Origin of the sequence: Brevundimonas halotolerans, assembly GCF_003730275.1 — a bacterium.
Taxonomy (GTDB): Bacteria; Pseudomonadota; Alphaproteobacteria; order Caulobacterales; family Caulobacteraceae; genus Brevundimonas; species Brevundimonas halotolerans.
Window position 1 is genome coordinate 1 of record NZ_QTTA01000016.1, and the last position, 12507, is coordinate 12507.

The window sequence follows — 12507 nt, forward strand, 5'->3', positions numbered from 1 at the left end:
TGGCTCCACCGGCCTTCGCCAGCGTCATCGTGATCGCCGCCGTCAGCGTCGTCTTGCCATGGTCAACGTGACCAATCGTGCCGATGTTGCAGTGCGGCTTGGTGCGTTCAAACTTTTCCTTGGCCATTCTCTTCTCTCCGTCCCCTGAACAGGGGGCTCGTCCTTGGGGTTTCAGGGCCCCCGGCGGACCGGGGTCCGCCGAAAGCAGGGGTTGGGGTTTAGGCGTACTTCTTGATCACTTCGTCGGCGACGTGTTGCGGCACCGGCTCATAGTGGTCGTACTGCATGGTGAACTGGGCGCGGCCCTGTGACATGCCCCGCAGGGTGTTCACATAGCCGAACATGTTGGCCAGCGGCACGAAGGCGTTCACGACGGTGGCGTTGCCGCGCATGTCCTGACCCTGGATCATGCCGCGACGACCGTTCAGGTCGCCGATGACCGAGCCCAGGTATTCCTCGGGAGTCACCACCTCGACGGCCATGATCGGCTCGAGCAGCTTGGGTCCACCCTTCTCGCGCAGTTCCTTGAAGGCGGCGCGGGCCGCGATTTCAAAGGCCAGCACCGAGGAGTCGACGTCGTGGTAGGCGCCGTCGACCAGGGTCGCCTTGACGTCGATGACCGGGAAGCCGGCCAGCAGACCATTGTCCTTGGCGGACTTCAGGCCCTTCTCGACGCCCGGGATGTACTCCTTGGGCACGGCACCGCCGACGATGGTCGACTCGAAGACGAAGTCCGAGCCGGGCTCGCCGGGTTCGAACACCAGCTTGATGCGGGCGAACTGGCCCGTACCCCCGGTCTGCTTCTTGTGGGTGTAGTCGATCTCGGCCTTGCGGCTGATGGATTCACGATAGGCCACCTGCGGCGCGCCGATGTTGGCCTCGACCTTATAAGTGCGCTTCAGGATGTCGATCTTGATGTCCAGGTGCAGCTCGCCCATGCCCTTCAGGATGGTCTGGCCCGACTCGTGGTCGGTCGAGACGGTGAAGGACGGATCTTCCGAGGCCAGCTTGGCCAGGGCGACGCCCAGCTTCTCCTGATCGGCCTTGGACTTGGGCTCGACGGCGATCTCGATCACCGGCGCCGGGAATTCCATCTTCTCGAGGATCACCGGGGACTTCATCGGGTCGCACAGGGTGTCACCCGTGCGGGTGTCCTTGAGGCCGGCCAGGGCGACGATGTCGCCGGCATAGGCTTCCTTGATGTCCTCGCGGTTGTTCGAGTGCATCAGCAGCATACGGCCGACGCGCTCCTTCTTGTCGCGGGTCGAGTTCAGCAGGCCCATGCCCGTTTCCATCTTGCCCGAATAGATGCGGCAGAAGGTCAGCGAGCCGACGAAGGGGTCGTCCATGATCTTGAACGCCAGAACCGACAGGGGCTCATCGTCCGAGGCCTGACGGACGACGGGCTCTTCGGTCTTGAAGTCGATGCCCGGGGTCGGCGGAATGTCGATCGGCGACGGCAGATAGTCGACGACGGCGTCAAGCAGGGTCTGGACACCCTTGTTCTTGAAGGCCGAGCCGCACAGGATCGGGTAGAAGGCGCCGGTCAGAACGGCCTTGCGGATGCATTTCTTGATGGTCTCTTCCGACGGCTCATTGCCCTCGAGATAGGCTTCCATCGCCTCGTCATCCAGCTCGACGGCGTTGTCGATCAGGTACTGGCGGGCTTCATTGGCCTTGTCGACCAGATCGGCGGGGATTTCCTCGTCGCGGAAGCTGGCGCCAAGGTTGTCGTTATCCCAGATCACGGCCTTCATGCGGACCAGATCGACCAGGCCGGTCAGGTTCGATTCCGAACCGATCGGGAACTGGATCGGCACGGCCTTGGCGCCCAGACGGTCGCGGATCGACTCGACCGACTTGTCGAAGTCGGCGCCGATCTTGTCCATCTTGTTGACGAAGACGATGCGCGGCACGCGGTACTTGTCGGCCTGGCGCCAGACGGTTTCGGTCTGCGGCTCAACGCCGGCGTTGCCGTCCAGCACGGTCACGGCACCGTCCAGCACCCGCAGCGAGCGCTCGACTTCAATGGTGAAGTCCACGTGACCGGGGGTGTCGATGATGTTCAGGCGCTTTTCGCGCCAGAAAGCGGTCGTGGCGGCCGAGGTGATGGTGATGCCGCGCTCCATCTCCTGGTCCATCCAGTCCATGGTCGCCGCGCCGTCGTGCACTTCGCCGATCTTGTGGTTCTTGCCGGTGTAAAACAGGATCCGCTCGGTCGTCGTCGTCTTGCCCGCGTCGATGTGGGCCATGATGCCGAAGTTGCGGTAGTCCTCGATCTTGTTGATGCGGGCCATGGGAAAACGTGCCTTGAAGTGAGATCAGGACGCGTTCAGCGCCCTCGGGAAAGTCGGTCTGTGCGGATAAGCGGCGCGGGCGATTTAGCTGAAACCGCCCGCGCCGTGAACCCTCAGATAGTCAGTGCAGGTGACGCTTTGAAGGCGCCTACCAGCGATAGTGGCTGAAAGCGCGGTTGGCTTCAGCCATCTTGTGGGTGTCTTCGCGCTTCTTGACGGCGGTACCGCGGTTGTTGGCGGCGTCCAGCAGCTCGGCGGCCAGCTTTTCCGTCATGGTGTTTTCACCGCGCTTGCGGGCGGCGTTGACCAGCCAGCGGATGGCCAGGGCGCGACGGCGCTCGGGGCGAACCTCGACCGGCACCTGATAGGTGGCACCACCGACGCGACGCGAGCGAACTTCGACGGCCGGAGCGACGTTGTCGAGCGCGGAATGGAAGGTCGCGACCGGCTCCATGTCCTTCTTCTTGTCGGCCAGGATGTCGAACGCGCCATAGACGATGTTTTCGGCGACGGCCTTTTTGCCCTCGTACATGACGTAGTTCATGAACTTGGTGACGATCAGATCCCCGAATTTGGGATCCGGCAGAACTTCACGCTTCTGGGCGCGGTGACGACGGGACATGGCTTGCTCTTCTTGGTTGTCTGGGGGCCGGCCTCAGCCGGGCATGTATCGGAGGGCGCGAAGGCTTACTTCGGACGCTTGGCGCCGTAGTGCGAACGGCGCTTCTTGCGGTCCTTGACGCCTTGTGTGTCGAGCACGCCGCGCAGGATGTGGTAGCGAACGCCGGGCAAGTCCTTCACGCGGCCGCCGCGGATCAGCACCACCGAGTGCTCCTGCAGATTGTGGCCTTCGCCGGGGATGTAGCACACCGCCTCGATGCCCGAGGTCAGGCGCACCTTGGCGACCTTACGCAGAGCCGAGTTCGGCTTCTTCGGGGTGGTGGTGTACACGCGGGTGCAGACGCCGCGGCGCTGGGGGCAACCCTTCAGGGCGGGGACCTTGTTGCGGGCCACCTTGGGCTGACGGGGCTTGCGGATCAGCTGGTTGATCGTGGGCATTCGAACGCGTCTCTCTTTTTCAAATCGCGGGAGCGTGTGCCTGTCGGCCGGTGCGCCCCTCATGGCCTTCTTTTTGGAGCGCCCCTGAAGGCGTCCCGGGTTTGGGTTCGAGGCGGCTGGGCCACCCGGTCACGACAAACGCAAAAGCCGGAACGTGCGCTATGGACGTTCCGGCGGGCACAGCCCGTTCAATCTCGATTGTCACGTCCGGTCCGGACCGGGGCCCGTCTCGAAGGTGGCGCCTTCTACGCGCGGGAGGGGCCGGGGTCAAGGGTTGCGGCAGGGCAGAGCCGGGGCGGGCCACCTTCATCTACGGTTCTGCGGGTTTCGTGCTGAGTTTGCGACGGAAACGCCGGATCACGGCGTTAAGCCTTCACGTCCCTGCTCCCCGGCAGGCGCCCACTGACCGATGAGATCCGATCCGCATGACCTCGACCCTATCGACCGGCCCTGCCCCGTCCAAACCCCGTCCGCGCAGGCGAAACCGTCGCGGCTGGATCATCGGCGGCGTCGGTGTCCTGCTGGTCGCCTTGGCGGTCTGGTTCTTATTCCTGCGCGGCGGCAGCGACGCCGATCCCTACCGGACCGAAGCGATCCGCACGGGCGAGATCGTGCGCAGTGTCTCGGCCTCGGGTACGCTGGAGGCCCTAGTCACCGTCGAGGTCGGCTCGCAGATTTCCGGTCAGGTGACCGACGTGCTGGTCGACTACAATGACCGGGTGCGGCGGGGTCAGGTGCTGGCGCGGCTGGACCCGCAGAACCAGCAGTCGTCGGTCGAACAGTCGCAGGCCGCCATCGCCTCGGCCCAGGCCGGGATCGCCCAGGCTGAGGCCCAGGTCGCCCTGGCCCAGGCCGAGTATGACCGCCAGAAATTCCTGTTTGATCGGCAGATCATCGCCCAGGCCGCGCTGGACACGGCCGAGGCTTCGCTGCGGACTGCCCGCGCCAATGAGCAGAGCGCCCGCGCCCAGGTGCGTCAGCAACAGGCGCAGCTGCGCGCCAATCAGGCGACCCTGGGCCGGACCACCATCACCGCCCCGATCGACGGCATCGTCATCGACCGCCAGATCGAGCCGGGCCAGACGGTCGCCTCGGGACTGAACGTCGCCGTCCTGTTCACCCTGGCCCAGGACATGTCGCGGGTGCAGGCGCTGGTGACGGTCGATGAGGCCGACATCGGCGCCGTGCGGGTCGGCCAGACAGTGCGCTTCACCGTCGATGCCTTTGCCGACGACAATTTCACCGGACAAGTCACCCAGATCCGGGTGCTGCCGACCACGGAATCCAGCGTTGTCGCCTATACGGTCGTGGTCGAGGCGGACAATCCGGGCGAGCGGCTGCTGCCCGGCATGACGGCCAATGCCGACATCATTCTGGAAGAGAAGCGCAATGTGTTGCGCGTGCCCAATGCGGCCCTGCGGTTTACTCCCGGCGATGTGCTGGCCGAGCAGCAGGCGCGTCGGGCTGGGGGTGGGGGATCGCCGTTCGGGCCGGCTGCGGGAGGTGGCAATCGCCAGCGCGGCGCGGGACGCGGCAATATCGTCACCACCCTGGTTGAGGAACTGAAGCTGGACGCCACCCAGCGGACCACCGTCATGCCGATCCTTGAAAAGGCCCAGCAGGACATGCGGGCCCAGCGGGGCGCGGGCGGAGGCCAGCGACAGCGGGGCGGCAATCCGGCCTCGGCGGCGATCCTGAATGCCGCCCTCGACGAGATCAAACCCCTGCTGCGCCCGGACCAGCAGGCGATCATGGAGACCCAGCGCCTACGCCTCGCTGGCGGTGGCAACCGGGGCGTGGTCTGGGTGCTGCGCGACGGCAAGCCGGTGCGCGTGCCCGTCCGGACCGGGGCGACCGACGGCTCCTATACCGAGATCATCGATGGGGAGCTCAAGGCCGGCGATCAGGTCATCACCGGCGGCGGCCCGCGTGCGCCCGATGCCCGCGCCAAGCAACAGGCCGCCCGCGTCACCGGCGGTGGCGGTGGCCCGCGTGGCTTCTAGGACCGACCGATGATCGATATCCGGAAGCTGACCAAGACCTATGTCATGGGCGACAATGTCATCCACGCACTCGGCGGCGTGTCGCTGACCATCGGGCGCGGCGAGCATGTGGCCATCGTCGGACCGTCCGGTTCGGGCAAGTCGACCCTGATGAATGTGCTGGGCGGGCTGGATCGCCCGACGGCGGGCGACTACCGGTTCGAGGACGACCCCGTGGCCGACTATGACGACGACGAACTGGCCAGTTTCCGTAACCGGCGGATCGGCTTCGTCTTCCAGTCCTTCCAGTTGCTGCCCCGCCTGACCGCCGTGCAGAATGTCGAACTGCCGATGATCTATGCCGGCATCCCGGCGGCCGAGCGTCGGGATCGCGCCGTGGCCCTGCTGGAGCGGGTCGGTCTGGGCGATCGCCTGGCCAACAAGCCGACCCAGATGTCGGGCGGGCAGCAGCAGCGGGTGGCCATCGCCCGCGCGCTGGCCAACGCCCCCGACCTGCTGCTGGCCGATGAGCCGACCGGCGCGCTGGACACCGCCACCGGTCAGGAGGTGCTGGCCCTGTTCGACGAGTTGAACAGTCAGGGGCTGACGCTGTGCATCGTCACCCACGACAATGAGGTCGCGGCCCGCGCCCGTCGCCGCATCGCCTTCCGCGACGGCCATATCGTATCGGACGACCGCAATGTCGGATAACCGCCCTCCCCTGACCGCCGGCGGCACGATGAGCCCGTTTGAACTGGTGCGCTTTGCCGTGGGCGCGATTGCCGCCCACCCGATGCGTTCGGCCCTGACGTCGCTGGGAGTCGTGATCGGCGTGGCCGCGGTTATCATGATGACCTCGATCGGTCTGGGCGCCCAGCAGAGGGTCGAGGAAGCCCTGTCCAGCCTCGGCACCAATATGCTGGTCATCCGGCCGGGCGCGCCGCGGGGCGCCGGCGGCGGTTTTGTGCGTGGCGGCGGCGGCTCGGGCGACAGTCTGACCGTTGATGACGCCGAGGCCATGCGCACCCTCGACGGCGTCAGGGCGGTATCGCCTGCGGTCAATGGCGGGGCGCAGCTGGTCTATGACGGCGCCAACTGGGCCAGCCGGATCGAGGGGGTGACCCCTGACTATCTGGTCGCGCGCGACCTCGAAATCGTCTCGGGCCAGATGTTCGATCAGGCCGCCGCCGACAGTGGTCGCAAGGTCGCCGTCCTGGGCCAGACGGTTGTGCGCGAACTGTTCGGCGAAGGCGTCGACCCCGTCGGCCAGCGGATGCGGATCGGGCCCATCCCCTTCACGGTCGTGGGCGTGCTGGGGGCCAAGGGCCAGTCCGGCTTTCAGGACCAGGACGACATTGTCGTGATCCCGCTGGATGCCGCGCGCAGTCGCGTGATCGGGCGGGGTTCAGGCTCGCGCGGGAACAGCGTCAACCAGATCTATGTGAAGGCGGTCGATGAAGACGCCCTCTATCGGCTGGAGCAGGACGTGGCCGAGCTGCTGCGTGACCGGCACCGGATCCGCCCGGGTCAGGACGACGACTTCAATGTGCAGAACCTGACGTCCATTCAGGAGGCGGCGCAGTCCTCGACGGCCACCTTCACCATCCTGCTGGCCGCAGTGGCCGGGGTGTCGCTGCTGGTCGGCGGGGTCGGGATCATGAACATCATGCTGGTGTCGGTGACCGAGCGGACGCGTGAGATCGGCCTGCGGATGGCCATCGGCGCGCGGCGCAGCGATGTGCTGACCCAGTTCGCGCTCGAATCGGTGGCCCTGTCGTTGCTCGGCGGCCTGCTCGGCCTGGTGCTGGGCGTCGGCGGGGCGCTGCTGATGTCGAAATTCGGAGACTGGCCGGCGGCCATTCCCGCCTGGGCCGCGCCGCTCGCCATCGGCTTTTCGACCTTTGTCGGCGTGGTGTTCGGGGCCTATCCCGCCTGGCGCGCGGCCCAGTTGGACCCGATTGAGGCGCTTCGCCGCGAATAGGCCCTCATTTCGGCCCCAACCCGGCCACGGTTGGCCGCTTGTCTCCCCCGACCGGGGAGGCTGCGACACGTGAACCCATCCGAACGGCTGAAGGCGATCACGGCGGCGGTGGCCAGACCGCGGGTCCGCAACCCTTTGGTGGTGGCCGGATCGGTTCTGGCCCACGGTCTGGTGCTGAGCCTGCTGGCCCTGAACACCTTCGATCCCACGGTCCCTGCCCAACCCTTTAATCCCCCGATCTATCTCGAGATCGAGCCGCGCCCGCTGCTGGAGGGTGAGACGCCCCGCATCCCCCGCGTTGCGCCCCCCTCACCTTCAGCCGACGCCGTGCCGTCGGATCGTGTGCCCCTGCCCCGCGACCTGCTGACCCGCCCGGAGGATGAGGAAGACGAGGCCGTTCAGACCGAGAGCCGCCCGGCTGCGCCCGGGGCGCCCGGCTCCGACCTGGTCGACCCGGCCTGGTTGGCCCGACCTGCGGAGGAGCGTGCGCTTGTCGCCCGCAGCCTGCGCACCAGCACGCTCGGCTGCAATGCCCGCAACGGTCGCATGCCCGCTGCTGAGCAAGCGCTTTGCGATGAGGCCTTCAACGAAGGTGCGGCCCTCGCCCGGCCCATCTCGGGCAGCGGCAACGCCGCCCGCGACGCCCGCTTCGCCGCCGAGGGCCGTCGCGAGATGGAAGCCTATGAGGCCCGCCGCAGGCCGCTGGCAGGGGGTACGGGCGTGACCGGGGTCGGCGACTGTCCCGGCTCGAACTTCGGCATGGGCTGCCCCGGTGCGCACCTCGACCCCGGCTTCCGTCGGGATGCCAATGACACCCTCGACGAGGGACTCGGCGACCGGCGGCGAGACCCCGAGGAGTAAGAAAAAGGGCGGTGCCTTTCGACACCGCCCCGTTTCATTTCATTGCTCAGGCTGAACTCAACCGTCGGTCTCTTCCAGCTCGGCGGCCAAGTCGGCCGGCAGAGCCTCGACCGCCGCCTCGCGGGCATCGGTCAGGACCGCGTCGCGCTCGTTGGCGACCTTCTGCAGCGCGCGCAGATAGGCACCGGTGCCCGCCGGGATCAGGCGGCCCACGATGACGTTCTCCTTGAGGCCTTCCAGGTTGTCGACCTTGCCGTTGACCGAGGCGTCGGTCAGCACGCGGGTGGTTTCCTGGAAGGACGCCGCCGAGATGAAGCTGCGGGTCTGCAGCGACGCCTTGGTGATGCCCAGCAGGACCGGCTGGGTGATGGCCGGACGGCCCTTGCGCTTGATGACCTTGGCGTTCTCGATATCGACCTCGGGGATGTCGACGTGGTCGCCCTTGATCAGGGTGGTTTCACCCGAATCCAGGATTTCGACCTTCTGCAGCATCTGACGAACGATCACCTCGATGTGCTTGTCGTTGATCGGCACGCCCTGCAGTCGGTAAACCTCCTGCACTTCGTTCACCAGATACTCGGCCAGCGCCTCGACGCCCTGGATGCGCAGCAGATCGTGCGGATCCGGGTTGCCGTCGATGATGTAGTCGCCCTTCTGGATCAGATCGCCGTCGTGGACGGAGATGTGCTTGCCCTTCGGGATCAGGAACTCGACCGCCTCGGCCTGGTTGCCGTCGGCATCCACTTCCGGGGTGATCTTGATGCGGCGCTTGTTCTTGTAGTCGCGCCCGAATTCCACGCGGCCATCCATTTCGGCGATGACGGCGCAGTCTTTGGGACGACGGGCCTCGAACAGCTCGGCCACCCGCGGAAGACCGCCGGTGATGTCGCGCGTCTTGGCGCCTTCGGTCGGGACGCGGGCGATGATCTCGCCCGGCTTGACCACATCCCCGTTCGACACGGACAGAACCGCGCCGACCGGCAGCAGGTAACGGGCGTCAGAGCCCGAGGCCAGCTTGGCATATTCATCACCGTTGGTGATGCCCATGGCCGGACGCAGGTCGGACCCGCGCGGATTGGCACGCCAGTCGACCACGACGCGCTGGGCGATACCGGTCGCCTCGTCAGTTTCCTCGCGGAAAGACAGGGACTCGACCAGATCCTCGAAGCGGATGGTGCCACCCACTTCGGTCAGGATCGGCGTGGTGTAGGGGTCCCACTCGGCCAGACGCTGGCCGCGCGTGACTTCCGTGCCCTCGGTCACCCGGATACGGGCCCCGTAAGGCGCCTTGTGCGTTTCGCGGTCCTTGCCGTCGACGACGATGGTGACGACGACGTTGCGGCTCATGGCCACCAGATCGCCGTGCGCCGCCTTGACGGTCGGGCCGGTGATCTTGATCGTCCCCGGGTTGGTCGCCTCCATGAAGGAGGTTTCCGCCACCTGGGCCGTGCCGCCGATGTGGAACGTCCGCATCGTCAGCTGGGTGCCCGGCTCGCCGATCGACTGGGCGGCGATAACACCGACCGCTTCGCCGATGTTGACGTTGGTCCCGCGCGCCAGGTCACGGCCATAGCAGTGGCCACAGATGCCGGCTTCGGCTTCACAGGTCAGGGCCGAACGGACCTTGACCGCCTGCACACCGGCCGCGTCCAGGATCTCGACTTCTTCTTCCTGGAGATAGGTGTCGGCGGGCAGCAGCACGGTGTCAGAACCCGGCTCCTTGATGTCCTCGGCCGCGTAACGGCCCAGCACGCGCTGACCCAGCGAGACCAGCACATCACCGCCCTCGACCACGGCCCGCAGGGTGATACCCCGGGTCGAGCCACAGTCTTCCTCGGTGACGATCGAGTCCTGCGCCACGTCCACCAGACGGCGGGTCAGATAACCCGAGTTGGCGGTCTTCAGCGCGGTATCGGCCAGACCCTTACGGGCGCCGTGGGTCGAGTTGAAGTATTCAAGGACGGTCAGGCCTTCCTTGAAATTCGACACGATCGGTGTCTCGATGATCTCGCCGGACGGCTTGGCCATCAGGCCGCGCATCCCGCCCAGCTGCTTCATCTGGGCCTGCGAACCGCGGGCGCCGGAGTTGGCCATCATGAACACCGAGTTGATGTCGGGGCGTTCGCCCTCGGCCAGCACGCGCGGCTGGGCGATCTCGGCCATCATGGCGTCGGCGATCCGGTCCGTGGACTTGGCCCAGGCGTCAACGACCTTGTTGTACTTCTCGCCCTTGGTGATCAGGCCGTCAGCGTACTGCTGTTCGTATTCCTCGACCTGGGTGCGGGTCTCATCGACGATGCCGACCTTCTTGGTCGGGATGACGATGTCGTCCTTGCCGAAGGAGATGCCCGCCTTGGCCGCCTCGCGGAAGCCCAGGCCCATCATCTGGTCGGCGAAGATCACCGTCGCCTTCTGGCCGCAGTGGCGATAGACCACGTCGATCAGATTGCCGATTTCCTTCTTGGTCAGGTTCTTTTCCAGCAGCCGGTAACCGACGTTCGGATTCTTGGGCAGGATGGCGCCCAGCTTCATGCGGCCCGGGGTGGAATCGATCACCTTGGTGATCAGTTCGCCCTCGGCATTCATCTCGGTCCAGCGGGCCTTGATGCGGGTGTGCAGGCTGACCACACCGGCGTCGAGCGCGGCATCGATCTCGCCGATGTTGGCGAACAGCTTGCCCTCACCCGGCTCACCGTCCTTGACCAGCGACAGGTAGTAGAGCCCCAGCACGATGTCCTGCGACGGCACGATGATCGGCTTGCCGTTGGCCGGCGACAGGATGTTGTTGGTCGACATCATCAGGACGCGCGCTTCCAGCTGCGCCTCGAGGCTCAGCGGGACGTGCACGGCCATCTGGTCGCCGTCGAAGTCAGCGTTGAAGGCGGCGCAGACCAGCGGGTGCAGCTGGATGGCCTTGCCCTCGATCAGCTTGGGCTCGAACGCCTGGATGCCCAGACGGTGAAGCGTCGGCGCGCGGTTCAGCAGAACCGGGTGCTCGCGGATCACCTCTTCGAGGATGTCCCAGACCTGGGGCTGTTCGCGCTCGACCATGCGCTTGGACTGTTTGACGGTGCCCGACAGGCCCTTGGCGTCCAGGCGCGCATAGATGAACGGCTTGAACAGCTCGAGCGCCATCTTCTTGGGCAGGCCGCACTCGTGCAGCTTGAGGTCGGGACCCACGACGATGACCGAACGGCCCGAATAGTCGACGCGCTTGCCGAGCAGGTTCTGGCGGAAGCGGCCCTGCTTGCCCTTCAGCATGTCGGCCAGAGACTTCAGCGGGCGCTTGTTGGCACCCGTGATGACGCGACCGCGGCGGCCGTTGTCGAACAGGGCGTCGACCGACTCCTGCAGCATCCGCTTTTCGTTGCGGATGATGATGTCCGGCGCACGCAGCTCCATCAGGCGCTTCAGGCGGTTATTCCGGTTGATGACCCGGCGATACAGGTCGTTCAGGTCCGAGGTCGCGAAACGCCCCCCGTCCAGCGGCACCAGCGGGCGCAGTTCCGGCGGAATGACCGGCACGATCGTCAGCACCATCCACTCGGGCTTGTTGCCGCTGTCGAGGAAGGCCTCGATCAGCTTGAGGCGCTTGGAGGCCTTCTTGGCCTTCATTTCCGACGGGCTGTCGGCCAGTTCGGCGCGGTGCTTTTCAGCCTCGGCGTGCAGGTCGATACCCATCAGCAGGTTGCGGACAGCCTCGGCCCCGATCTCGGCGGTGAAGCCGTCATCGCCGAACTCTTCCTGATAGCGATAGAATTCGTCCTCGGTCAGCAGCTGGTTCTGCTTCAGCGGGGTCAGGCCCGGCTCGGTGACGATATAGTTCTCGAAATACAGGACGCGCTCAACGTCCTTCAGCGCCATGTCGAGCATCAGCGAGATGCGCGACGGCAGCGACTTCAGGAACCAGATGTGGGCGACCGGAGCGGCCAGGTCGATGTGGCCCATCCGCTCGCGACGGACGCGGGCCAAGGTGACCTCAACGCCGCACTTCTCGCAGATAATACCCTTGTACTTCATGCGCTTGTACTTACCGCACAGGCATTCGTAGTCCTTGGTCGGACCAAAGATACGGGCGCAGAACAGGCCGTCACGCTCGGGCTTGAACGTACGATAGTTGATGGTTTCCGGCTTCTTGATCTCACCGAACGACCACGACCGGATCTTTTCCGGCGAGGCGAGGGCAATCTTGATCTGGTCGAAGGTCGGGGTGACCGGGACCGGGTTGAAGATGTTCAGGACGTCCTGGTTCATCTTGAGTTCCTTGCTGCGGGATAGCCCGCGAAATTAATGAAGAGTGGCGAGAGGCGAGTGGTCAGTGGCGAGT

The 12507-nt window shown here is 65.9% G+C and carries 9 protein-coding genes; 4 read left to right on the plus strand and 5 right to left on the minus strand.

The genetic code is table 11. The annotated features are described in order from the left end of the window. The 4 genes from EG854_RS06080 to rpsL all read right to left on the minus strand — a co-directional run. Positions 1-127, minus strand: a 127-nt coding sequence (locus EG854_RS06080) for a GTP-binding protein (RefSeq protein ID WP_231492570.1), incomplete at its 3' end; no start/stop codon positions are given. Positions 128-218: 91 nt separating this feature from the next. Continuing rightward, positions 219-2297 (minus strand): elongation factor G, encoded by a 2079-nt coding sequence (gene fusA, locus EG854_RS06085; protein WP_123286924.1) that lies wholly within the window; start codon positions 2295-2297, stop codon positions 219-221. 148 nt (positions 2298-2445) lie between these two features. Beyond that, positions 2446-2919 carry a 30S ribosomal protein S7 gene (gene rpsG / locus EG854_RS06090; protein ID WP_123286926.1) on the minus strand — a complete coding sequence of 158 codons (474 nt, stop codon included), beginning with the start codon at positions 2917-2919 and terminating at the stop codon, positions 2446-2448. 65 nt (positions 2920-2984) lie between these two features. Further along, complete coding sequence (gene rpsL, locus EG854_RS06095; protein WP_123286928.1) at positions 2985-3356, minus strand: 30S ribosomal protein S12; 372 nt, start codon at positions 3354-3356, stop codon at positions 2985-2987. A gap of 425 nt (positions 3357-3781) precedes the next feature. Between rpsL and EG854_RS06100 the strand changes: the two genes are divergently transcribed. The 4 genes from EG854_RS06100 (at position 3782) to EG854_RS06115 (ending at position 8180) form a co-directional block, all read left to right on the plus strand. Then, positions 3782-5359: an efflux RND transporter periplasmic adaptor subunit gene (locus tag EG854_RS06100; RefSeq protein ID WP_123286930.1), complete on the plus strand. Its 1578-nt coding sequence runs from the start codon at positions 3782-3784 to the stop codon at positions 5357-5359. Between the two features lie 9 nt (positions 5360-5368). Further along, positions 5369-6049, plus strand: a complete 681-nt coding sequence (locus EG854_RS06105; RefSeq protein ID WP_123286932.1) for an ABC transporter ATP-binding protein — start codon at positions 5369-5371, stop codon at positions 6047-6049. Next, entirely contained in the window at positions 6039-7319 is a 1281-nt protein-coding gene (locus EG854_RS06110) for an ABC transporter permease (RefSeq protein ID WP_206423382.1), read from the plus strand. Before EG854_RS06105 ends, EG854_RS06110 begins: the two co-directional genes overlap by 11 nt. A 69-nt stretch (positions 7320-7388) precedes the next feature. Then, the gene (locus EG854_RS06115; protein WP_123286935.1) at positions 7389-8180 is read left to right on the plus strand and encodes a hypothetical protein; all 792 of its coding nucleotides are present in this window, start codon (positions 7389-7391) and stop codon (positions 8178-8180) included. 57 nt (positions 8181-8237) lie between these two features. Here EG854_RS06115 and rpoC read toward each other — a convergent pair whose 3' ends face one another. Next, positions 8238-12434 carry a DNA-directed RNA polymerase subunit beta' gene (rpoC, locus tag EG854_RS06120; RefSeq protein WP_123286936.1) on the minus strand — a complete coding sequence of 1399 codons (4197 nt, stop codon included), beginning with the start codon at positions 12432-12434 and terminating at the stop codon, positions 8238-8240. Positions 12435-12507: the final 73 nt, after the last annotated feature.